Annotated in this window: 23 protein-coding genes; 4 read left to right on the top strand and 19 right to left on the bottom strand. The window is 51.8% G+C overall.

The window, feature by feature from the left end:
* Positions 1 to 9: 9 nt before the first annotated feature.
* From SK39_RS08350 to SK39_RS08360, 3 genes are read right to left on the bottom strand one after another with little or no spacing between them, the layout of a single operon-like run.
* Positions 10 to 705, bottom strand: coding sequence for a LutC/YkgG family protein (locus tag SK39_RS08350; protein WP_048216869.1), 696 nt, complete (start codon positions 703 to 705; stop codon positions 10 to 12).
* Complete coding sequence (locus tag SK39_RS08355) at positions 698 to 2,125, bottom strand: LutB/LldF family L-lactate oxidation iron-sulfur protein (RefSeq protein ID WP_003033254.1); 1,428 nt, start codon at positions 2,123 to 2,125, stop codon at positions 698 to 700. The genes SK39_RS08350 and SK39_RS08355 overlap by 8 nt, the downstream gene beginning before the upstream one ends.
* A 10-nt stretch (positions 2,126 to 2,135) precedes the next feature.
* Positions 2,136 to 2,855 carry a (Fe-S)-binding protein gene (locus tag SK39_RS08360; protein WP_048216870.1) on the bottom strand — a complete coding sequence of 240 codons (720 nt, stop codon included), beginning with the start codon at positions 2,853 to 2,855 and terminating at the stop codon, positions 2,136 to 2,138.
* A 581-nt stretch (positions 2,856 to 3,436) separates the two neighbouring features.
* On the opposite strand from SK39_RS08360, the gene SK39_RS08365 reads away from it, so the two are divergent.
* A complete protein-coding gene (locus tag SK39_RS08365) occupies positions 3,437 to 4,990 on the top strand; it encodes an L-lactate permease (RefSeq protein ID WP_003837161.1) in 1,554 nt (517 codons plus the stop codon).
* Between the two features lie 460 nt (positions 4,991 to 5,450).
* Here SK39_RS08365 and pdxY read toward each other — a convergent pair whose 3' ends face one another.
* The 3 genes from pdxY to SK39_RS08380 form a co-directional block, all read right to left on the bottom strand.
* The gene (gene pdxY, locus SK39_RS08370; RefSeq protein WP_003031569.1) at positions 5,451 to 6,308 is read right to left on the bottom strand and encodes a pyridoxal kinase PdxY; all 858 of its coding nucleotides are present in this window, start codon (positions 6,306 to 6,308) and stop codon (positions 5,451 to 5,453) included.
* A gap of 11 nt (positions 6,309 to 6,319) precedes the next feature.
* Positions 6,320 to 7,585, bottom strand: a complete 1,266-nt coding sequence (locus tag SK39_RS08375; RefSeq protein ID WP_003837156.1) for an aromatic amino acid transporter — start codon at positions 7,583 to 7,585, stop codon at positions 6,320 to 6,322.
* Between the two features lie 189 nt (positions 7,586 to 7,774).
* Positions 7,775 to 9,145 carry a tyrosine phenol-lyase gene (locus SK39_RS08380; RefSeq protein WP_048216871.1) on the bottom strand — a complete coding sequence of 457 codons (1,371 nt, stop codon included), beginning with the start codon at positions 9,143 to 9,145 and terminating at the stop codon, positions 7,775 to 7,777.
* A 778-nt stretch (positions 9,146 to 9,923) separates the two neighbouring features.
* Here SK39_RS08380 and symE point away from each other — a divergent pair.
* Positions 9,924 to 10,286, top strand: a complete 363-nt coding sequence (gene symE, locus SK39_RS08385; RefSeq protein WP_032937671.1) for an endoribonuclease SymE — start codon at positions 9,924 to 9,926, stop codon at positions 10,284 to 10,286.
* 46 nt (positions 10,287 to 10,332) lie between these two features.
* Here symE and SK39_RS08390 read toward each other — a convergent pair whose 3' ends face one another.
* The gene (locus SK39_RS08390) at positions 10,333 to 10,968 is read right to left on the bottom strand and encodes an HNH endonuclease (RefSeq protein WP_003837147.1); all 636 of its coding nucleotides are present in this window, start codon (positions 10,966 to 10,968) and stop codon (positions 10,333 to 10,335) included.
* 140 nt (positions 10,969 to 11,108) lie between these two features.
* Between SK39_RS08390 and SK39_RS08395 the strand changes: the two genes are divergently transcribed.
* On the top strand, positions 11,109 to 11,981 hold the full coding sequence (locus tag SK39_RS08395) for a phosphorothioated DNA-binding restriction endonuclease (protein ID WP_048216872.1): 873 nt from the start codon (positions 11,109 to 11,111) through the stop codon (positions 11,979 to 11,981).
* Positions 11,982 to 12,162: 181 nt separating this feature from the next.
* On the opposite strand, the gene SK39_RS08400 is transcribed toward SK39_RS08395, so the two are convergent.
* The 12 genes from SK39_RS08400 to SK39_RS08455 form a co-directional block, all read right to left on the bottom strand.
* Positions 12,163 to 13,170 (bottom strand): restriction endonuclease, encoded by a 1,008-nt coding sequence (locus tag SK39_RS08400; RefSeq protein WP_048216873.1) that lies wholly within the window; start codon positions 13,168 to 13,170, stop codon positions 12,163 to 12,165.
* Positions 13,171 to 13,433: 263 nt separating this feature from the next.
* Positions 13,434 to 13,775, bottom strand: coding sequence for a TA system toxin CbtA family protein (locus SK39_RS08405; protein WP_048216874.1), 342 nt, complete (start codon positions 13,773 to 13,775; stop codon positions 13,434 to 13,436).
* A 20-nt stretch (positions 13,776 to 13,795) separates the two neighbouring features.
* Complete coding sequence (locus SK39_RS25600) at positions 13,796 to 14,092, bottom strand: type IV toxin-antitoxin system YeeU family antitoxin (RefSeq protein ID WP_181595378.1); 297 nt, start codon at positions 14,090 to 14,092, stop codon at positions 13,796 to 13,798.
* A gap of 55 nt (positions 14,093 to 14,147) precedes the next feature.
* On the bottom strand, positions 14,148 to 14,690 hold the full coding sequence (radC, locus tag SK39_RS08415) for a RadC family protein (RefSeq protein ID WP_048216876.1): 543 nt from the start codon (positions 14,688 to 14,690) through the stop codon (positions 14,148 to 14,150).
* A gap of 12 nt (positions 14,691 to 14,702) precedes the next feature.
* The gene (locus SK39_RS08420) at positions 14,703 to 15,146 is read right to left on the bottom strand and encodes an antirestriction protein (RefSeq protein ID WP_048216877.1); all 444 of its coding nucleotides are present in this window, start codon (positions 15,144 to 15,146) and stop codon (positions 14,703 to 14,705) included.
* 30 nt (positions 15,147 to 15,176) lie between these two features.
* On the bottom strand, positions 15,177 to 15,998 hold the full coding sequence (locus tag SK39_RS08425) for a DUF932 domain-containing protein (RefSeq protein WP_048216878.1): 822 nt from the start codon (positions 15,996 to 15,998) through the stop codon (positions 15,177 to 15,179).
* A 98-nt stretch (positions 15,999 to 16,096) separates the two neighbouring features.
* On the bottom strand, positions 16,097 to 16,327 hold the full coding sequence (locus tag SK39_RS08430) for a DUF905 domain-containing protein (protein WP_048216879.1): 231 nt from the start codon (positions 16,325 to 16,327) through the stop codon (positions 16,097 to 16,099).
* 71 nt (positions 16,328 to 16,398) lie between these two features.
* Positions 16,399 to 16,848 carry an IrmA family protein gene (locus SK39_RS08435; protein ID WP_048216880.1) on the bottom strand — a complete coding sequence of 150 codons (450 nt, stop codon included), beginning with the start codon at positions 16,846 to 16,848 and terminating at the stop codon, positions 16,399 to 16,401.
* Positions 16,845 to 17,297, bottom strand: a complete 453-nt coding sequence (locus SK39_RS08440; protein ID WP_048216881.1) for a YfjS/YafY family lipoprotein — start codon at positions 17,295 to 17,297, stop codon at positions 16,845 to 16,847. The genes SK39_RS08435 and SK39_RS08440 overlap by 4 nt, the downstream gene beginning before the upstream one ends.
* 36 nt (positions 17,298 to 17,333) lie before the next feature.
* On the bottom strand, positions 17,334 to 17,903 hold the full coding sequence (locus tag SK39_RS08445) for a hypothetical protein (protein ID WP_048216882.1): 570 nt from the start codon (positions 17,901 to 17,903) through the stop codon (positions 17,334 to 17,336).
* A complete protein-coding gene (locus SK39_RS08450; protein WP_048216883.1) occupies positions 17,903 to 18,607 on the bottom strand; it encodes a helix-turn-helix transcriptional regulator in 705 nt (234 codons plus the stop codon). Before SK39_RS08450 ends, SK39_RS08445 begins: the two co-directional genes overlap by 1 nt.
* 200 nt (positions 18,608 to 18,807) lie before the next feature.
* The gene (locus tag SK39_RS08455) at positions 18,808 to 19,683 is read right to left on the bottom strand and encodes a GTPase family protein (protein ID WP_048216884.1); all 876 of its coding nucleotides are present in this window, start codon (positions 19,681 to 19,683) and stop codon (positions 18,808 to 18,810) included.
* Positions 19,684 to 19,920: 237 nt separating this feature from the next.
* Here SK39_RS08455 and SK39_RS08460 point away from each other — a divergent pair, with 237 nt between their 5' ends.
* Positions 19,921 to 23,550, top strand: coding sequence for a DEAD/DEAH box helicase (locus tag SK39_RS08460; RefSeq protein WP_048216885.1), 3,630 nt, complete (start codon positions 19,921 to 19,923; stop codon positions 23,548 to 23,550).
* The last annotated feature ends 105 nt before the right edge of the window (positions 23,551 to 23,655 follow it).

The raw sequence follows: 23,655 nt of genomic DNA on the forward strand, positions 1-23,655 counted from the left end.
CATCCTGCCTCAACAATCCTCAATAATCAGATACACCGCCTTCACCGGGCCATGCACTCCAACCACCTTGATAAGCTCAATATCCGCCGTCGAGCTGGGCCCACTAATGATGTTAATGCACGATGGCATAAGCTCACCGGCCTGCGCCTTCTGATGCAGTTTTTCTGCCAGTTGCGCCACGCGCGGCAGGATAGTGCTTTTACGCAGCACGAAAATTGAGGATTCCGGCAACAGGCTCAGGGAACGCCCGCGCTCCGGCGCGGAAAACAGCACCACGCCGCCGGACTCGGTCAGGCCATACTCGGCATACACCACGCCCACTTTCGCCTTTTCGGCCTGGGTAATATTTTCGCTGCCACGCGCCGGATCCCAGACCACGGCGTTGCATTCCTGTTGCAAGCGTTCGGTAATGCCCAGCGCCGCCAGCCGGCTGTCGCCGCTCAGCACCACCGGCTGCTGACCCAATTCTTCGCACAGACGGAGCGCCGCGTCTGCGGCCTGATCTTCGCGAGTCAGCTCACAGCGAGCCAGCATCACTTCACTGGCAAACTGGACAAACGCATCGCAGCGCTGCTGCGGGCTAAGTTCGGTCAGGCGCTCGTTAGCATAGTCGTTAACCGGCGCGACATCCGCTTGCGGTTCGAAGCGCAGCGGGCGACCCAGCGCCTGGGCGATGGTATTTAAAAACGCGGTACGGTTATCCATTCTTTTTCTCCTGCGCCTGATGTTTCTTAAACCAGCTACGGAAGCTCTCGCCGTCGGCATCAGGCAGATCGCGCGCCTCCATCCAGTCACCAATCGCGCCAACCTTGAGCGGCGTTTTGCCGCCATTGATAAACCAGCTCGCCGCATGTGCGCCCGCCATCATCCCGACTTTCCACAGCCCCGGATGGCTATTGGCGTAGGCGAACATTTTGATCGCCCGTCGCTCGGCTTTCGGCGTTATACCCTCCTCGGCCATCACCCGGCGATGACGCAGGATCAGTTTTGACAGCGGAATCTTAACCGGACAAACGCTGTCACAGGCCGTGCATAATGAACAGGCGTATGGCAGATCTTTAAAATCTTTATAGCCGCCGAGCAGCGGAGAGATCACCGCGCCGATAGGGCCGGGATAGATAGAACCATAACCGTGTCCGCCAATGTGGCGGTACGCCGGGCAGGTGTTCATACAAGCCCCGCAGCGGATGCAGCGCAGCACATCGCGAAACTCAGAGCCCAGCACCTGTGAGCGGCCGTTATCGACAATCACCAGATGGAACTCTTCCGGGCCGTCGACGTTATCCGCCTCGCGTGGGCCGGTCAGCCAGGTGTTGTAGCCCGTCAGACGTGCGCCCACGGCGCTGCGCGCCAGCATGGTGATCAGCACATCCACCTCGGCAAAGGTCGGCGCGATACGCTCCATGCCCATCACCGCAATGTGCGTTTTCGGCAGCGTGGTACACATGCGCGCGTTGCCTTCGTTGGTCACCAGGCAAACAGAGCCGGTTTCCGCCACGGCAAAGTTACAGCCGGTAATACCGATTTCGGCACTGAGGAAATCCTCGCGGATCTTCTGGCGAATGAACAAGGTCATGGCTTCCGGGGTTTCCGGACCGTCGTAGCCCAGACGTTCGTTCAGCACGCGGCGGATCTGGTAGCGATCTTTATGAATAGCCGGGACCACGACGTGCGAAGGCGGATCCTGATCCAACTGCAGGATATATTCGCCGAGATCGGTTTCGATCACCTGAATTCCCGCATCCTGCAGCACATGGTTGACACCGATCTCTTCGGTCACCATCGACTTGGACTTCACCACCTTCTTCGCATTTTTACTCTGCGCAACCTGCAGAATATAGCGGGTGGCGTCTTCTTTGGTTTTGGCGAAATAGACGTGGCCGCCGTTTTCCGTCACTTTCTCGGAGAGTTGATACAGGTAAGCGTCGAGGTTGCTCAGAACGTGATCGCGGATCTGGCTGGCACGATCGCGCCAGTCTTCCCAGTGGCCTAGCTCATCAACCATTTTCTGCCGATTCGCACCAATACGCTCCTGCGCGTTGGCCACGGCTTTGCGCATGATCGGATCTTCGATCTGCTGACGAATGCGCAGTTTAAATTCTACATCGCTGGTTTTTATCGACATCTCTTTCCCCTCAGCGGCTCATCAGCACTTCAGCAATATGCATCACTTTGACCGGCTGGCCTTCGCGTTGCAGTCGGCCGCCAATATTCAGCAGGCAGCTGACGTCAGCGCCGATCAAAAACTCCGGCTTCGCATCCATCAGATGTAAAACTTTCTCTTTCACCATCTCGCCGGAGATCTCGGCCATCTTGACCGAGAACGTCCCGCCAAAGCCGCAGCAGGTGTCCTGATCGGCAAACGTCAACAGCTCCAGTCCGCGCACGTTTTTCAGCAGCGTGAGCGGCTCTTCCTTCACCCCCAGTTTGCGGGTCAGGCTACAGGAAGGGTGATACACAGCGCGGCCCTGCAGGCTGGCACCCACGTCCACCACGCCCAGTTTGTTGACGATAAAAGAGGTGAGATCCTGCATACGTCCGGCAACCTTCTCGGCGCGCAGCGCCCATTCAAGCTCATCCGCCAGATACGTCGGGTAGCTTTTTACCGCGTAGGTGCAGGAGCCTGCCGGGGAGATAATCGGATCGTCGTTGTCTTCCAGGGCGGCGATCAGGTTTTTCATCCCGGGGATCGCCTCTTTGATGTAACCGCTGTTGATGGCTGGCTGACCGCAACACCCTTGCTTCTCGGGGAAATTAACGCGACAACCCAGTTTTTCCAGCAGCAATACGGAGTCTCGTGCCATCCGTGATTTCAGTGCGTCACCAATACAGGTAACAAAGAAATTTACATTCACAATAACTACTCCATTGCTTCATTTCTGTTTATTGCGCTTGATATCGCGATATCAAACAAATGTTCATTCGTATTTCATGCCCAGTTTTTCTGTTTGCTGGTTTTACCAATACCTGGGTTCATGGTGATGCTCTGATCGTTTTCCTTTGATGACGACTCTCCTCTTCTTATATCAGGACAATCGCAAATGTCTGTATTTTCATTTGTATGACAAAACCAAATAATCCCCTAATCGACTCGCACATGCAATACCCTGGTTTATTTATTTCGGCCTCGCTCACATTTTTACATTGGAAACCACAGCGTTATTAACATCTTAGAAAACAGTTTCAAGTGATTACCACTGTTGTCACTACCATTATTAAAAAGTTTATTAAATAACTACTTATAGGTATTCAATCGGCACTTAAGTATATTTACCCGGCATTGGATTTTAATTAAAAGATTACAATAGTTACAAAACTACAAATCATAATTACTTTATTCACTGAAGCGATTCAGTTTGCATACTTTATTAGAACAGCAATGTAGCCTCCCCACCATAAATATAAATCAGGTTTAATGAACCAATTGGGAATAGCAATGAACGAATATTTTATGTTTGCCCTGGCACTCTCTCCGTTACTACTGATGGTATTTTTAATATTGAAATTGAAAATGCCCATCCATTATTCAGTACTGATCTCTTTGGTATTCACCGCTGCACTATCGGCAATATTCTGGGAAATGCCCGTACAAAATCTGAAAGCCGCGATAGGCTATGGCGCGCTGAAGGGATTATGGCCGATTGTGATTGTGATCCTCGGCGCTATCTTCAGTTATAACGTCATGCAGGCGACCAAAGCGCTGGATATTCTGCGCGATATTCTCGCCAGTATAAGCGAAGATAAGCGTATTCAGGTGCTGCTGATTTCATGGTGCTTTGGTGGATTTCTTGAAGCCGCGGCGGGTTATGGTACAGCGGTCGCCATTCCGATCGGTATTCTTATCGCACTGGGTTTCAATCCGCTGAAGGCGGCGATTGCCTCTCTGGTGGCAAATACCGTTCCCACTGCATTCGGCGCGGTCGGGATCCCGGTTTCTATTCTGGCGGAACAGGTTAACCTGCCGGTTTATACCTTAGGCGGAACCATTATTCTGCAGCTCGCGCTGTTTAATATCCTGCTGCCGTTTGTGATTGTCTGCATTATTGGCGGCGGCCTGAAAGCCATTCGCGGCGTATTTCTGATCACGTTGATTTGCGGTATTACCACGCTGGTTCCGCAGTATTTTGTCGCTATTCATCTCGGTGCTGAATTACCCGCCTTTGCCGGTAGCCTGGTCAGCCTGTTTGCCGTGGCGATGGTTAGCCGTCTGCGCAAAGGGAAAACCGATCCCGAGTGGCGAATTGAAGTCAGCCATACCCGCGAAACCACGCCGCGCTCGGCAAAAGTGTTGTTCCGAGTTGGCTCTATTTATCTGTTTATTTTTGTGTTTATCCTGATGTGTTCGCCGCTGTTCCCGACGATAAAAGGCGCAGCCTCACAACTGGCCTCGGTGCTACATTTCACGTTGGCTGACGGCAAAACGATGGCGTTGAAAGTTGAATGGGTGACCACGCCAGGGATGTTGATCATCTTTGCGACCATTATCGGTGGTTTTATTCAGGGAGCGTCCGCACGCGGGATGCTGGAAGTATTTATCAAAACGATTTTCCAGCTTAAAAACTCTATCGTTGCAATTATGGCGATCGTCGCGCTGGCCACGGTGATGGATCTCAGCGGGATTATCTCCACGCTGGCGCAGTCGATTGTCGATCTGACCGGCAGCTCGTACGTCTTCCTCGCCCCGGTGATTGGCGCGCTGGGCACGTTCGTTACCGGCAGCGATACCAACTCGAACATTTTGTTCGGAAAACTGCAAACCATTGCCGCCAGCAAACTGCATATCGATCCCAACTGGCTGGCGGCGGCCAACACCTCTGGCGCAACGGGCGGGAAAATGATTTCGCCGCAAAGCATCGCCATCGCGGTATCCGCCACAAAAATGGACGGTCAGGCCAACCAGATCATGTCTGGCACCATGAAATACTGCTGCGCCTATATCGTGATCCTCGGCTTAAAGGTTGGCCTCTTTTATTACTGGTTTATGGCGTAAGCCATTGTCAACCCCGTCAAATTTGCGGCAACCGTATTTGACGACGCGGTGACCAAAAAGGTTTACACCTCCCCGGAAACGGAACGAGGCGCCAGACTTTACGATTTGTCGGCGCTGACTAAAATAGCGCCGATGTTTCAAATCGAGGATTGTTGTTATGTTGTTCTGGAAAAAGATGGTGAAGAAGTTCGACGCCTTTTCCGCGTTGATTCCACCACGCTACTTCCGCGTGTAATACTGGGCACTTATGCCTGATGGCGCTTCGCTTATCAGGCCTACGTTTCGCACTCATTTGTAGGCCGGATAAGGCGCAAGCGCCGCAGAGTAAAGCACGCCCCCTTTCACTTACGCAGCCTGAACGCCCTTAACACCCTGACCCGCAGACGAAGCCATGCAAAACGGTAGACCAGCGGATGCTGAAACCTCAGCAATGTCAGAAACACATAGCCCCCTTGCGGCGTCAGATCACCGTTGCCTGATAGCGAACCTGTGGGTCCATAATCTGGTGACGCGCGTCTATCAGCCGCAGTTCATACGAATCATGCTCTTTCGTCAGCCGCATTACCGCGTCAACAACACTGGTGGTCCGCTCCAGTGCCTGCTTGTCCTCATAACCATTGAGCAGTGAGGCCAGCATCACGCTGCAAATCAGATCCCCAACGCCGACCGGCATTTTGGCAAAGGTATACAGCGGCCGGGCAATGTGTAACGTCTGTTCCGGCGTCACCAGCAGCATTTCAAACGCCTGTTTGTTCCGCGAACAGTCGCCGAGATGCTTCACCAGCACCTTCTTTACGCCCCACGACACCAGCTGCCGCGCCGCTTCCACCACCTCGTCAAAACTACGCAGTTGTCTGCCCGTCAGCACGCCCAGCTCATAGAGATTCGGTCCCATCATGTCGGCCAGTTGAATGGCGTCATCGACAAAAAATGACTCCACGCCCTGCGCGACAATGCAGCCTTTTTGCGGGTCGCCCATTACCGGATCGCAAAAATAGAGCGCCTGCGGATTACGCTGACGAATGGTGGAGACGGCGTACTTCACCTCTTCACAATGGCGTTTATCTCCAAGATACCCGGACAATACGGCATCGCATTGCGCCAGCTTTTGCAGGTCATCCAGCCCGCTGATGATCGCGCTCAGCTCGCCGTGCGGCATCGCCATGCCCTGCCACATCCCATATTGGGTGTGGTTGGAAAACTGTACGGTGTAAAACGGCCAGACATCGATCCCCGAGAGCTGCATCGGCAACACAGCGGCTTTATTTCCGGCATAGCCATAAACGACCGACGACTGAACAGACAACACGTTTTTCATTTTGACTCCGTCTAACGAAACGTTGGCAGCAGACCAAATACGTCCAGAACAACCGTCAGATAGACAACCGCTCCGCAGACAATCACCAGGTTAAGCACGGTGTTATTACAGGGCGCGGTATAGCTGGCGGTTGGGAAACGTTTCCGCGCGGCTTTCACCAAGAACGGCGGCAGGATCACACTCCAGATGGTAAAGGCCAGACCGGCGTAACCAATCGCGTGCACAAAACCGTTCGGGAAGAAGAAGCACACGGCGGCTGGCGGGAAGTAGGTCACCAGCGCGGTTTTCAGGCGGCCCATGCCGTCGTCCGGGAAGTGAAACAGGTCGGCGATGTAATCGAACAGGCCAAGCGTCGCCGCCAGCAGGGAACTGGCTACCGCGAAGTTGCCGAAAAAGGTGAGGATCAGATCCATATATCGGCTGGTGAACAGCCCGCTGATGGCCTCGACAAACACATCGATATTGCCGCCTTTGGCGATAATCGGCGGGAATGAGGAACGGCTGATGTTACCCATCGTCACGCCCAGCCAGAAAATATACAGCAGCAGAGCAAACAGCGTACCGATGATAATCGAACGCGTAATATTCGAGACTCCGCTTGTGCCATACAGTTTAACCAGGCTTGGCACGTTACCGTGAAAACCAAACGAGATGATGCAGAACGGCAGCGTCATCAGGATGTACGGCAGATACTGCGAATTGGGCAACGCCACCGCCACGCTGTCGATGAGTTTTGCCACTTCGATATGGCCAATCAGCCCGGAGAACGTGGCAAAGAACGCCACAAACTTACCGATAATCAGCACGGTAGTGATGCGTCCGACCAGCAAGGAACTATACCAGGCAATCGCGCCGACCAGCATACTGACGATCACCACCGAGATATTCGCCGGAAAGCGCACACCGCTGTATTTGAACACGGTTTGCGCCATCACCGCCGACGAACCGGAGATATAGGCATAGGTCAGAATATACAGCACAAAGCCGAAAGCGATACCAACCACGATATTCCACTTCCGGCCTAATAAATCCTGAGTAAAAGTATTAAAACTGGCACCGGCGCCATAATGTAGGTTAACTTCGACCAGCATCAGACCGGTTAATAACATCATGATGGCGATAAATAGAAGAATAACAGACGCACCGGGGAACCATACGCCGGCCATCGCAATCGGCAGGGAGAACATCCCGCCACCCACTACGGTCGCGATAACCAACATGGTTCCGCTAATCAGTCCGGGGGTACTACTCTGTCGCTCAATGGCATTAATATCCATGATAAATGTTCCTGTAGACTATTCGTTATAATTACAGCTGTCATTTGTACATCATGCGGATAATAAAAATGTCGGAGTCAGGGTTTACTTTTTTTAGTTATGTCACGGTAACGGGCACCGCAAAGGCTTCCTGTTCATGGAAAAGGAATACAAAAAAGCCCCATCACGTGATGGGGCCATAACTATTTTTTAGATGTAATCAAAGCGTGCAGTAAAGAAACGCAACTGCTTCGGCTCGTAAATAAACTTCAGCCCGCGAATATCTTCTTTATGCTGGTAAAGTTTAATAATGCCGTCAGCCACGACATCCATATGTGCGTAGGTATAAACACGACGTGGAATAGTCAGACGCACGGTTTCCAGTTTCGGTCTGTGGTGTTCACCGGTCACGTTATTACGGCCCGCAGAGATAATTCCGCGCTCCATACTGCGCACGCCGGTTTCCACATAGATGCTGGCGGCCAGACTTTGTGCCGGGAACTCATCTTGCGTCAGATGCTCGCAGAAGCGACGCGCATCGAGGAATACCGCGTGACCGCCTACCGGTTCAACAATCGGTACGCCAGCGGCTTTCAGCTTATCGCCCAGGTAGCGAACCTGCTTCACGCGGTGCTCAATATATTCGTACTGCATGGCTTCGCGCAGGCCAATCGCCATGGCTTCCATATCACGTCCGGCCAGGCCGCCGTAAGATGGCATCCCTTCGTAGACCACGACTAACTCTTTGGCAGAAGAGAACATTTCGTCATCGTTCATGCACAAGAAACCGCCGATGTTCACCAGACAGTCTTTTTTACCACTCATGGTACAACCGTCGGCGTAGCTGAACATCTCATGCACGATCTCGGCGATGCTCTTGTTCTCAAAACCCTGCTCTTGCTCTTTGATAAAGTAGGCGTTTTCTACGCAGCGGGTAGCGTCGTAGAACACTTTAATGCCATGCGCTTCTGTCAGTTCACGCACCGCACGCATGTTAGCCATCGAGACCGGCTGCCCACCCGCGAGGTTAACCGTCACCGCCAGGCAGATATACGCAATATTCTCTGCGCCTTTTTCATCAATCAGCTTTTGTAATTTTTTAAGATCGATATCACCTTTAAACGCAATATTCAGACCGGCATCGTGCGCTTCGTCACGAACGATATCGACAAACACCGCGCCATTTTTTTCCTGGTGATAACGGGTGGTGGTGAAATACATATTCCCGGCAACATATTGCCCAGGTTTAATAGCCAGCTGCGATAACAGGTTTTCTGCGCCACGCCCCTGGTGAGTCGGAACAATATGTTTAAAGCCAAACAGTTCCTGCACTGTTCTTTCCAGATGATAGAAGTTTTCACTGCCCGCGTACGCTTCATCACCCATCATCATTCCGGCCCACTGCTTGTCGCTCATTGCGTTAGTGCCACTGTCTGTCAGCAGGTCAATATAAATATCTTTCGACTTTAACAGGAAAGTATTGTAACCCGCTTCCTGCATTTTCTTGAGGCGCTCATCACGCGGGATCATAGATACAGTTTCAACGCTTTTAATACGGAAGGGTTCTGCCGGATAATTCATTTTGTTTCTCCAGTAACAGTGGTCATGTACGTATTAATGTGAAGTAAATCATACCTGGTTCATCAACAAATCCTGATGAAATATAACTATTCGCCTCCTGATTCAGGGGGAGAAATAATGTGGAGGCACTATGCAAGATTTGATTGATTATGGAAATAGCCCGGTCAACATTAATCACTGGCAATAATTTAAAAAGCTGTAAATGTGGGTGATGCAAATCACACGTCATTTTTTTACCCGTTAATATTCAACAAGTTTTTTTTTGCGTTTCGATTTGCCATTCGTCGTAGTGTGTCTGCGGAGAGTGGAAATACTGAAAACATAACTTTCCAGGCTGTTCTCATAATGTATTGGTGAATGAGTACACCTCATTTTGTGAGAGTCGGATCACTTCACGGAGTGATATTTGTGATACACATCACCAAAAGTGTAAAGCAAAGTGTACAAAACGGTGTTGTTTCAGAGTTTACTATTTGCTTCAGTGAGTTAGATCGCATTTTTGGCCAGATGCAGAGGAGCGTTATTTTCTGGAAATGGCAGGTATTTAGCGGACTGGAGGGGAATGGATTTATACGGTGAATAATACCGGATTTATTGGGGTGAAGGCGTTTTCTATTTATTCCGAAAGCGTGCTATTCGCGCTTATTTCATCTTATTTACATCTGGACTTCCCCCAGGATACTGGCGTAATTTACAGGGGTTTTATTAGCGCGATGCGAAGGTGCGCCAACACCTCCGCATCGCTAATCACAGCAACTATTTCACGAGAATAGCCATCATGACTGATACGCATTGTATTGCAGTTTCATTTGATCCAGAAGTCCACGCCGCAGATAACCGTCGCCTGAAGGTGGGTTATGCGAGCCGTTATCCTGATTACAGCCGTATTCCGGTGAAGTACGTCCGATTTCCGTCCATTGTGATGAAGGGCCTGTGGCTGAAAGCCGCCGGATTCGACACCGGCACCGACGTTGATGTGCGTGTAATGGAAGGCTGCATCGTACTCACCGCCCGCACTGCCGAACCCGAAGAGTCAGAACTGATGAAATCCCTGCGCGCCGTGGAAAAGCTCTCCGTGCGTAAGCAAAAACAGGTGCTGGAGTTTATCGGGGTAATTGCGGGGAAAGCGTTGAAGGGGTGAGTGTGTGATTGTAATTGAGGCGCCTGCGGGCGCCTTTCTTGAGCGTTTAGCACAGCATATTTTTCAGTTCTTCTGGGGTATATGGCGGTATGCGCCGATGCAGCATAGCATGACAATTTGGACACACGGGGATCAGGTCATTGATGGGATCAAGGCGGTAGTCTTCTTTAATTGCCGATAAGGGTACCAGGTGATGAACATGGATAAACCCTTCGGCAATCTTACCGTAGACCTTTGACATATCGATGCCACAGACTTTGCACTGACAACCGTGATGGCGAAGCGCTGCCTGTCGGGCGTTGCGGTCGCGCTCATAGCGATTCACGGTCACCTGAGTCGCTGCCCCTTCTATATATTCAGTTTGCGCTTCGAGTTCTTCAGGAAAGATCGTGTCGCTCACCGCCGCAGCGCGCTTTTTATCCTGAACAATATGAAAACCTTGCTCAGTCAATAATCTGACGCATTTCGAACTGATACCGCCGGAGAAATCCTGAGGGGTAAACGCTTTACCCGTCAAAAGCGTCGCCGCAATTCCGGCAATGGCTTTTGACGGATAGCGACGCCCCTGAAATTCCAGCTCGTAAAGCCGTGCCTCTTTGAAACGATGCGAGAAGCCCGAGTCATAGGCGTGAATGGCCTTGATGATGTACTCGCGCGGCAGCGTGTCAGGTAGTTCATTCATCGGGCAGGTTCCTTTAACCAAAGACTTTCTGAAAAAACGGCAAGCGATAAAGTGACGTCGATAGTGTATCGGCCTCACTCCTCTTGATCAGGTGATATTTTGCGAGCATCATCGCAATTATTTACCTGATAATGAAATCAATGACTTCCAGTAAAACCCTGCAACAGGCAATTGCCGACATCACCATCTGGCGTAAAGGCGAGCAGCGCGCGCCGCACAAGCCCCTGCTGCTGCTTCATGTGCTGGCGGGTTATCAGCGGGGTCACGGTCGCCTGTTTAACTACGGTACGGAAGTTCGCGACCCGTTGCATAGCCTGCTGGAGCGATTTGGGCCACAGCGCGCGCAGTACCGCCCCGATATGCCCTTCTGGCGCTTACAGGGAGATGGGTTCTGGGAGCTACAAAATGCCGAGCATTGTTCAACTTCCGGCAGCAGCAAACAGCCCCCAGCCGGAGAACTGGTGACGCATAACGTTGCCGGAGGCTTTGATGAACAACATTTTGCCCTGCTGAAAAAGAGTAACAACCTCATCAACGCCCTGGCCCAGCACATCCTCGAGGCGCACTTCACCGAAAGCATCCAGGAAGAGATCGCGGATGAACTGGGATTTGATATCCTGCAAATCCGTAAACAGCGGGACCCGTTGTTCCGCCAGCAGGTTCTGCGCGCTTATAACTATGAATGCGCTATTTGTGGCTTCAATATGCGCCACGACAGCACCTCTGTCGCCCTGGAAGCCGCCCATATCAAATGGAAACAGCACGGCGGCCCGTGCGAGACTTCAAACGGCCTGGCGCTGTGCGCAATCCACCATAAAGCCTTTGATAAAGGTTCGATTGGCCTGGATGAGAATATGCGAGTTCAGGTATCTCCCGCAGTAAATGGCAGCGGCATAGTGGGCAGACTATTCTGGGATTTTGCCGGGAAAGAGATTGCTCTACCGATGATGCGCGAAAATTATCCACAAGAAGGGTTTGTGGAGTGGCACAGGAAAGAGGTGTTTAGAGGGTGAGTGCGAAGGCCGGACTCGAATTTAACACCCAACAAACTGATATCAATGTAGTTTAAAATCAGGAATAAATGGTTGTACCCGCACTTGTACCCACAAGTTAAAATCCGTACAAAAAATAGACATTACTAGTGGGATATAAAGCCATACAAGTAGGACACCGATATGGCTGTCAAAGCAAGACTCAGGCAGGTAGGAACGTTTTCTTCAGAGGCACCAAAAGTTTGGTCTCGATATCAACTTGCTCATAGTTCTCAATAAGAGCACGGACGAGATCATCAAGCGTCCAGAGCGTCAGTGGTATCGTCGAACGATCGGCCTCATAGCGAGCATCTTTTGTAAAACCACCGGTACTGACATAAAGCCCGCGATCGTCTTTATGGCGACCGCCAATAAAGCTACGGATCTGTTGGCTTCCCATTTGCTCCCTGCGATGTTTTACCTCAACGATAATACGTGGATTTTCAAAGCCGAATCCATCAGGTGAAGCAATGATATCTTTACCCCGATCGGCTCCCGCTGGTGACACCTGCGTTTTATAGCCCATACTGCGTAAAACTCCGGCAACCAGATTTTGCATCTCGTCCCAATCAAGAGAGTTGATGCGGTCTTTGATACCCTCAAACGCCAGCATTTCCATATCGCGGAGCGGATCAGAAACGACCTCATCTTCATCTATCACAATTGGATTCTGAGTAATTACATCTGCAGTGGGTTTCTTATCCTGCAAAAGCTCTTCTAGAGCATATTCTGGAAGCTGGAAAACCGTCAGCGTGGAGCCCAATGTGTTTTTGGTAGCAACAGACAATCGATCGCGCTCGATTTCTTGAGTATTCCATTTAACCTGCCGAGCGATACCCATCCCCTCTTCCACCCATTCAGGATGATACTGGAAGTCTGAAGTAACTTTACCTAGCAAATAAGTACGGTTGGCTGGCGAATAGGTAATAACCCAATCACCCTTTTGGATTTCGTTCACAAAACGCCAGACCTGCGATGCACCAGAACGCGCAGTTCCCAGCTTTGTTAAAGGGTCTGCCTCCTGGTATAAGGCGAGTAACTGGGCTCGGGATAGGCCGGGTTTGACTAATGGAGCCAGCTGAGACCAACCGATGCCTACAATTTTCTTGTCGCGAAAATCGTCATAGAGCTTGCCGCCGTCACCGCGGATCATCCACATTCTGTTGCCCATACCCGTCCCTTCATGAGGAAAAGAAATTAAGCTGGATCATAAGCTTGTTCGCCGCATGCGTCAAAACCATCAACAACGACGGCCCAGTATTCCCGGATTGTACTCGCGATAATGTGCCCAGTAAAAATTACAGCTTCTATTTGCATGATATTTCGTCCATATAAGTAAAAGCACCAACCAGCATCGGCAGGTGCTTTTTGGAATGAGTAAATTAAATAAGTAAAGAAAGCTGCAGTGTGAATCAGGAAGGCTATTCCCAATATTCACCGTGCCGCGCTAATACGATTTCTTTTCAATAAACCAGTTGCCTGTCGCGCCCGCAGAATATCGACTGTCCGCAGATATGGGGACTGTTCTTGCCAGTCGAATCCCCTGCGATCAATACGAACCAGCCCGTACTTTTCCACCAGAAAATTAACGGCATCGGCCAAAGATATACCGGCATCGATATGTTCCTGAATTACCGTTTCATCACTGAATGGTGTGTCGTTGAGTGTCAGGCCATAATGTTGTTCCAGCAGGCGTGCAAGCAGCATTTGCCACACTGCCACGGGCGACAGACATAGCGTCGCCGCCTGCGGAGTTGTTGCAGGTAGAGTTTTCATATTTGCTCTTGTGAAAGTAGTTAACGATGAGTGGGGTAAACGGCGATGTATACGTAGCCGTAACTGCCAAGGGTATCGGCTTCGCAGGTGAAACCATTGTGGTACAGGGTGAAACAGTGGGCATGGCGAGGATTCATTTCACCAGTAGTCAGCATCGACTCCATCTGGCTGATAAAATGTGGGAATACTTCATCCAACTTCAAAGATTCTGCGTTGCTGAATTCACCGGTAATGCTGGCCCGGTCAGCCAGATAGTGAAGTCGGTTTCCCTCCTGTACCAGACGAGCGCCAAAGCAAGGTGTCACATTACAATTCAGACCCTACTTGAGAAATGAATCGTTCTCTGAGTCAGTAGATTTCATTGCAGTACCTTCATATCCAGCCTCGCTCTGCAAACGACACAATTCCATCTGATCCGATAACCAGATGATCGAGAGTGTTCACATCAACCAGTGCCAGCGCTTCTTTAAGCCTGCCCGTAATGTTGCGGTCACATTGGCTGGGCTCCTGATCACCGGATGGATGGTTATGCGCCAACACAACGGCCGCAGCATTGAAGCGAAGCGCTGATTTCACTACCTCACGGGGATGGACCTGCACATGGTTAATCGAACCGGCAAATAGCGTTTCACTCTCCAGTAAACGATGCTGGTTATCGAGATAGAGCACCATAAACACTTCCCGTTCTTGTCCTGCCAGCTGTAACCGAAGCCAGTCACGGGCAGCAGTACTTGAGGTAAAGGATATACCGGGCTGACGCAGATATTTATCCAGCAGGTTGATGGCGCGACGAATGGTGCGTTGGGCATAGGGGGTTAATCCGGAGGTCGCGTGGAGCAAACAACCATGCTGGGCCATAATCGCCAGTGGAAAGAGTTCAGGCTGAGATGACAGCGGGGATAATGCAGTATTCATGTTCGGTATCCCTCAGTCGATGAGATGCATAATGGCGCTGCACTCTGGATGGTTCAGCGCGTAGTCGCGTAAGCGATAATAGTGCTCAGTCATCGCGTCACACTCGGTGCGACATGCGTGGTGGTTGTAAGCCATCATACAGGCGACCATCCCTGCAGCTTCACTGGTAAGCTCTGCGCCATTGCCGTTCATGCTGTTGAATAATGTCCACTTCTCATCGTGATCTGACTCGGGAGCCATAAAACCGCCGCCGTTGCTGAGTGTCGAAAAGCGCCAGATACCACCTTGGTAATCGGCACACAGCCGATCCATCCAGGCGAAAATGCGAGGTTCAAGGGTTATCCATTGTGGGATGGAGCCAAAGTGCTGTGGCCAGAAGCCGATACGTAACTCGTCAGGGACCACCGAGGCAGTAATTACAGTCGGCTCAGTGAACTGAATGTTTTGTGTATCCATTAAACTATCTCCTTATGCCAGAACTGTTACTTAGCGCCCGAAAAACTCGAGCATGTTTTCTGCCATCACCCACAGGGCGCGATTGAGCTTCACATCTCCATCGATGCCGGTAACGGCACGGGTGCGGCTGCTTTTCCCCTGAGCGGTTCGCCCTGACAGACCTCCTTTCATCAGGTTCTCCTGCACGCGCTGGTAAACAGTCCACAGGTCATCGCTGTAGTCCTCCCGGCGACGTGGGGTCAGCAACTGCGATACCGTGACCGGCTGGTGGTCCTCACCAAATCGATACTTCAGTGCGGCATTTGCCAGTGCATGACGGGCGGGTGCTGGCAGCGCCAGTGACTGCATGGCATCACGTTTTTCTTCCACCCGGTCAAAGACACCGAGCACTTCGTAAGCCCCTTCAATCACCTTCTCGACGACATTGCCTTTATGCGATACCCGCACTTCTCCGAATGACTGGCCGCAGACCAGACCGTTGGTACAGACGCCTCGAAATAGCCCCGGCAGCATCTGATAGCTTGAGGAGCCGTCATGACTGTTGAGCAAAATGATTTCCGGAACCTGATGCCCGGTCAGTTGACCGGCACGACGCAGGCGAAGCATGTGTTTGGTGTGCTCCCGCTTGCTCAAGTCACGGACCTTCGTCTGGCAGGCAAAGAACGGCTCAAAGCCTTCATGCTGCAGGCTTTCGAGGATGGTGATGGTAGGGATGTAGGTATAACGGTCTGAACGAGATTCATGCTTGTCGCTCCCGAACACACTGGGGACATGGCTCATCAGCTCTTCGTGGGTCAGAGGCCGGTCACGGCGTATCTGGTTTATACGGCCAAAGCGGCTGGCTAATCGCATAGGTAGCTCCATATGCAGTGGTTAAAAATACAAAAGGCCACACTTCCCGAAGGCAGTGTGGCCTGACTTTGTTTATAACGGTGAGGCTCTGGTGATGATTATTCAGGGAATTTGCGGATGCCATAACGAGCGATATATCTGTTCAGCCAGTAACCGGCATCCTGCTCAAAGTTCCAGGCTCGCCATACCATGCAACCCTCATGACAGATAACCAGACGGAAATGTGTCCCCTGGTCATCCTCTATAGCAACATTGGAATATTGAGACGAAACAGCCTCTGCTTGCTGGCGCGTAAACGATCCATCAGGCAATTCAGTGAGTTCAGCCATATAGTCTCCTTAAAACAAAAAGCCCCTGTGTCATAAGCGACAGGGGCTGAATCAAACGGATAACGAATCTGCTAAGATGCCTTACCACCGACAACCGTGACTTGTAACGGTCGGTAGTACTGCGGGTCGAAAACGGACAGTGGCAGGTCAATCTGGTAACCATTACGCTCTTCTGTTGCCTTCATGATTTCGACGGAGCTGACGTTTTCCACGCATTCGTTCTCCAGCGAGGCTTCCTGAGAGCGGGTGACATCGCTGTCGCCAAATGCAGCCACCGTCATATTCCCCATCGCCAGCGTGTTCCCCCCTTTATCTTTCAGACGTAGGGAGAGTGTCAGAGGCCCGAACCCTTCGCCACTTCCACCGTTGTCCAGGCGAAACTGCCAGACGCAGACATTACCTGGCACCCAGACCATGTCTGTGTTGCGGATACTAATGTAACGCTGTTCTTCGGCCTGAGCCGGTGACAATAGACAGAGGCTCAGAGCGAAAGCTGAGATAACGCCTTTCAGCTTCATCATGGATTTTTCTCCTGATTCACCGGCAGATAAAGTTTCCCCATTTCCTTACCATCGTGTGAATACACCACCGATTTCTCACCCGTGTAGCTGTCGGTTTCAATCCGGAAGCTCAGGGTGATATTGTCCGCAAGACACAGGGCAGCAATCATAGGCTGCACCGTTTTCTGCTGCATATCCGCAATGTAGTAATAATTGCCTGACTCACAGCCTTCCGGCGACTGGTTGGTTTTCATCACCGTATATTGCGGTGTGCCGAAAGCATCCTTCTTTACCCATTCCTGGGCAATATCGGATTTATGCGAGACAACCTTGCTGAATGGTGGTGGAGTCAGGTCTTTAAACTTGGCGATCGCTTTCACGCCAGCATCTTCCTTGCTGTCGCAGCCAGAGGCACTCATTGCACCGATAACTGTCAGAACGGCAAGCACAGGTGGATACAATTTCTTCATGATGCAGATTCCTTATTATTCGTCCGTTCCGTTGCTTCAGCAGTTGCCAGTTCGTCGGCACAACTCAGCCAGACTCTGTTGGGCTACCCACTGCTGCAATTTCTGCTCTGAGGCAGAACGCTTCGCCGCCAGGGCAGCCTGCTGCTGTTTGTTGACACAGTTTTCCGGAAATGCAGCAAGCACCTGCTTGCTGTGAGGTTCATTAACCAGCTCCAGCTGATACTGGGTGTCGATGATAGTGAAGTAACACCCTTTCCCCTGGTCTTCACCCTGATAGACCGATGTCAGGTCGGAGTAATAACCGCTGGCAGGTTTCAGATTCAGCTTGCGCACGGTATGTGTTTTCTTATCGGCGAGAAAATAAGCACCACCTCCCCGCTGACGCAGCAGAAATTGTTTAGTCCAGGGGTAATTGCCAATGACACTGGCCTGGTAGAGCGTATTGTTCAGCGTGTCATTGTCCATGCCATCGGCTGATTTCCAGCCATCCGCCTGCATGTACTGCCAGAATTTGACGGTACCCACGACAGTTTCGGCAAACGCCGGAAAAGCAGCACCAACGTAGAGACTGACGGCCAGCGCCGTTGTAGTCAGTAATTTCTTCATCATGATTCCTTATGAGGTAAAAGACCGTCGCCGGTTCTGGCGAGCAGTGAGTGAAAAACGTGAAAATGGGGAAGGGCTCTGAGTAATTCCGGTTCGGCGAGAACGTTGCGAATCTGAAGGTCAGGCACGAACAATTCCGGGTGCAAGGTAACCGCATGGATATCGTTCAGCGGAAACACCGCCACGCGATGATGATGCTCTCCAGTCAGATACCAGTTCCCGTCGCAGAGTACGAGGCGGTATGGTGCAAGCCCTGAACAGCGACAACCTTCAGCCAGCAGCGTCACACGGCGATGCTCTGATATGGCCCTGACAAGGCGTGTAAATATGCCTGGCCTGGGTGGTGGCAATGACTCCGACTCTGCCCATATGAGGCACGGAGACTCACCAGGTCCACTCAGCAGTGAGCTGACCATGTGGTTATCCATATCAGGAAACAGAGCCTCCACGCCTGACTGACGAGCAAAAGTCAGTACAGCCAGTTCGCGTTGATGGCTTCCTGAGAGCAGACGACAGGTGCCATCGCGATATTCCAGGTCCAGGTACATCAGTCGCTCACGAAAGTCTCGGCGGAGAGTACGGATCGACACGCCAAACTCTGCGGCAAGAAGAGCCATATCCAGTGTTTCACCAGCAACAAGGCGACTGATAATGAGAGACAGCCGAACCGCCAGCCGTTCATGGCGACGCTCAGTCTGGAACATTAGATTTTCTCCATCCCGTTAACAGGCTGAAAATTAAGTGATTAGTGTAACGAAGGGGCCGGACAGGGTATGGACATGGGAAAGCATATTTTTTCAGTACGAGGAATACAGCTGCAATGCGCCCTTGCGCGTTAATGGTGGATTAACCGCTCATTAATTGAGCGCAGGCAGGACAAGGTGTGTCCGTCATAAGTGGTTTGTCAGAAGAAAATCCAGTCCCAGACGGCACGGGCAACGGCCACCACGGCTTCCCGCACGGTTCGAATCACAGCCCTTACAGGCGCAGGCAGAAAAGATGACGATTCCACAGTGCCAATCATTTCATCTACGGCATTGCTAAATCGCTCGCGGGCTTCCTTTTTTAGTGAACCTGTGCAGAGCCTTCCATGCAGTTGTGTCGTCAATGGGCTGATGGCCCGATCAGGCAGATTACGCATCATCGCCTCTACCATCGCATCCAGCCCCCACCCCGTTCGGGCCGATATAACACAGACTGGATGGTGCGGCAGGAAGAGCTGCTGTACAGCGCTCCGCTTGGCCTCAATTGTCGACTGTTGGCTATGAGATGGTGTATTGCTGGTGGTATTCCACTGATGGCAGGGTTCGGCCTTGTCAGCCTGATTAACCACGAACAGAACCCTCTGCTGATACGCCAGCATCACCTTGCGATAGAAGTGTTCATCCACTGACAGTGCACGGTCATCGGTTTTGATAACCCACAGCACTAAATCCAGTTCCGGCAGGATGTGACGATACAGTGCTGTATATTCCTCGTCGCGTTGCTCGCTTTCGCCCACACCAGGTAAATCAACAACCATCAGACTGTGATTGCCATTGCAGAGCCGAAAGCGCAGCACATCACGTGTGCAGGCTTTAACATCGCTGACCGGTGTGACTTCGCCCTGGAACAGGGCATTACAGAGCGACGACTTCCCCACTCCAGTTTTACCCATGATACCGATTACCGGCTCGTACTGCGTAAGACTGCGAAGACGTGCAAGGATAAGTTTTCGAAGCGGGTGTGGCAGTGAAGCCAGGGGTTGCTCAAAGGCCTTAAGGCCGTCCAACTTTTGCATACGAAGATCTCAGCGTGAAAAATAACAAGCCCCGCAATCCGGAAAAGATGCGGGAGATTCACGAAGATAATATCTGTCTGAAATTATTTTGAATTTTGATTAACACGTAATTGACCTTGTGCAGTATAGGACTGAACGATGTCCGTTTAGTGCCAAGAGCGGAAGTTAACCGTTTTAGAAATCATGCTAATTAGCATAATATCTCTTAACTGAAGGGATATGGAGCCGCAGAAATAAATGAAGACACGGCAGTATGCGCAAAAATCAATCTTCGACCTGGAAGCAATCTTCGACCAGTCCCGCAACAATGTTAGTGAACTTGAACAGCTATTGAGCGAGCTGACCTTTCGCAACACTGCCAGGGCACGGACGCTGACGTCTAAAATCGAGCAATCTCTAACTGCACTTAGCGACCGCAGCGAGGTCGCCATGTCGGCTTCCAACCCATCAACATGTAATCCCGATTCGGCGTCCATACAATTTTCTCAAGCTGTGCCCCACAGTGCACCTGCAGCTGTAGAGCAACTGCAACCGAAGGCTATCCCAGACACTGCCATGCGAGAGCAATTCGACAAAGGCCAAATTGATCTAGGTCCACTCCCGTCTTTCTTTCCGTCAGATAAGGCGAATGATGCGCGAGCAATACTGGCAGCATGGACAGCCCTCGAAGCACTGTCGCCTCAAGGTTATAAACGCCCAGAGGATATGGCAACCGGCGACCGCTCCAGGGTTGCTCTATTGGAGCGAGGTGCTCCATGGGGACCAAATGCCCGCAGCAAGCCCAGTTATAAGCTTTATTTCGAGGTCGTCCTCGGCTCCATCGCTCTCGACAAGGCGACGGACGAGCTGGTCAAGGTTTTTGGCGAGGATGAGGAGCGTTCACGCCCGGACGGTAAGAAAGCGGCCATCGGCTCGATCCTGATCGACAAAGAAGGCTATGTGCTTGAGGAAAAAGGCGTTGCCGTTTCCAGTTTTGCCTGGGCACTCAAGCCGGCTCTCGATCTGAAGCTTGGGAGCTTAGGGAATTGGCCGAATGTTGAGCCGCGCATTATTGAGCATCTGAATCGAATAGTTCGCCGCCACAACGAGGATGGAGAACCCATACCGATCGATTTGGATGTCGTTCTTAATGCTTATAAATGGCTTGTGTCTCAGTTCGGTGTACCCGAACATTTGGTTGAGCCACCCACATTCGCGATTAAGGTGTTTCATCATTTCAAGGCCAAGTCGCCGCCTGAATCTTCGTTACTGAATTCCTTCTATCTTGAAGATCTCGGTGAAGCAACCAAATTGCTCGAGACGGGCAAAGCCGGAACCGGTTTGCGCCGCTATATGGGAATTGGCAGGCCTGACCAAAAAATCGACGTGCTATCGCCCATTTCCGCAGTTGAGCCTTTCGTCGCACCGTCGCTCATGCCGCAGGCTCGTTGGCCTTCGAAAGGCGGCCATCCATTGGTACTGCTTCAACAGGCTGCCGTGAATGCGGCGCGTGCTGAGCTGAATGATGCTCCAGGTATCATCGGTGTCAATGGACCACCGGGTACTGGAAAGACCACTCTTCTGCGAGATATTGTCGTTGGGTGCATTCTTGATCGGGCCACGGCGATGTGCGGCTTCAATAAACCGCAGGATGCCTTTTCCACAACAGGCGAGAAGCTGGCATTCGGTTCCAATGCATTCCTGCACTTCTACAAGTTACATGCATCCTTGAGGGGCCATGAGATCGTCGTAGCCTCCTCCAATAACAAAGCAGTCGAAAACGTCAGTAAAGAGCTTCCTCTCAAGGAAGCCAATGGTCGCCATGAACAGATCGCCTACTTCCGGTCCATCAGCGACCTGATTGCGAATCCCAAACGCGCCGGCTATTTCGAAGCCGAGGCCGAGGGGGACATCCCCTCCGACCCTGTCGAAACCTGGGGTTTGATCGCCGCAGCTCTCGGCAAGAGCAGCAACCGAGGCGCGTTCCAGCAAAGTTTCTGGTGGAATGAAGACGGTGGTTTCCTTACCTACCTGAAAGCAGCTCGCGGCTTAAACGTCTTGCGTGAGATCAAAGATGAACAAACTGGCGAAATCATCGATCGCGTGATGCCCAGCGTGGTCGTCAATGAGCGGCCCAGCACCAACGAAGCGGACGCTTTAGCGGCCTGGCGGAAAGCACGAACCGTTTTCCTTAAACTCAAGGAGACGGTAGACGCCGAAATCGCCAGCATCGAAGAGATGCGACGGGATATCCAGGCGCTCAAGGGAGCGACTACCGAACTACAAAGGGTGGAACAGCGTCGTCCGAGTCTGATTGAAGCTGTCGAAGAGGCACACCAAACTGCTGAATCCTACCAATGGGAGCATGAGAAGGCAAAATCGCAGATCGAGCAGGACAAGATCATGCTCAACAGCCACCTTGCTTGCCGTCCAGGTTTCTTCTCCCGTTTGTTCGCGACTGCGGCCTGGAAGTCGTGGAGATCGACACTGCAGAAGCTCTCGGCGACCTTGCAGCAATCAGTCTTACGGGCGCAGGAGACAGACGGTGCCCTGGAGCTTGCAAGGACTAAGTGGAGCAATATTAAGTCCCAGTTACAGCAACTCGACCAGGAAATTTCCAGCAAATGTCAGGCTGTCTCGAAATTGAAGGCAACCGAGGCAGAGGCACGAAACCGCATGGGAGACAGGGTCGTTGATGAGAGATTCTTCGAGCGCGAGCACGAGGCTATCCACCTTACTGCGCCATGGCTTCCCGATGAGGTTCATCACCTGCGAGAGGATCTTTTCGCCGCTGCCCTGACTGTGCATAAAGCGTTCATTGATGCTTCGGCCAGCCGCTTGCAACACAATCTTGGGCTATTGATGTCGGGCATGGTGGCTGGTGCCTTCCAGTCTTCCGCTCACCGTGAACTTCTCCCCGACCTTTGGTCGAGCCTTTTCATGGTTGTGCCAACCGTGTCCACGACATTCGCCTCTGTTCGGACGATGTTCGGGGATCTGCCACCAGAGAGCATTGGCTGGCTTCTTGTAGATGAAGCGGGCCAGGCCGTTCCTCAGGCAGCAGTTGGAGCTATCATGCGGGCAAAGCGCTCCATCGTGGTAGGTGACCCGTTGCAAATCCCACCTGTAGTTTCACTTCCTGAAAAGCTGAACGCCGAAATCTGCAAGTTCTTTGACATTGACCAAGTCGAATGGTCTGCCCCCGCAGCATCTACGCAGACCCTTGCTGATCAGGCATCACGCTTCAAATCCACCTTCGTCATGGACGTAGGTGATCGAGAAATCGGGCTGCCACTCCTCGTTCACAGGCGTTGTCAGAACCCAATGTTCGATGTTTCTAACTCCATCGCCTATGCCGGGCAGATGGTCCATGCTGTCGGGCCTAAAAGACCTGGATCTATCGGCTCGGCATTGGGGAGATCTCGCTGGGTGGATATCAATGGCGATGCTGAGACGAAGTGGTGTCCCGATGAGGGCGAAGCGGTTGTACGAATGCTAAAAGAGCTGGCAGCATCGGGCATTACAAATCCAGACGTATTTATCATTACACCATTCAAGATCGTAGAGCAGAACATGCGTCGGCGTCTCGACAGAGAAACCGACCTGCTGCGAACGTTCGGCGTAAAGTTGGATGAGTGGTGCCGTGATCGTGTAGGCACGATCCACACGTTCCAGGGCCGAGAGGCGGACACGGTCATCCTGTTGCTGGGTGCGCCGAAAGCGAGTCAGCAAAGGGCGCGTCAGTGGGCGGCAAGCCCGCCAAACATAATCAATGTAGCCGTCTCGCGCGCCAAGCAAAACCTGTATGTGGTCGGCTCGGCTTCTGCATGGGCAGCGGCGGGAACTAGTCTGCAGGTCCTGCATCGGCAATTGGCGCAATCAGCCTGACAATCTCCGAGGTGGCCCTCATTGTTAAGGGCACATCGCAACTAATCTTTTATTTAGCTCTGTAACGAGCCGACCGCTATCTGCCAGAAGCGGACCTATCGTGGT

The organism is Citrobacter sp. BIDMC107 (genome assembly GCF_001037575.1).
In the GTDB taxonomy this organism is placed as follows: Bacteria; Pseudomonadota; Gammaproteobacteria; order Enterobacterales; family Enterobacteriaceae; genus Citrobacter; species Citrobacter freundii.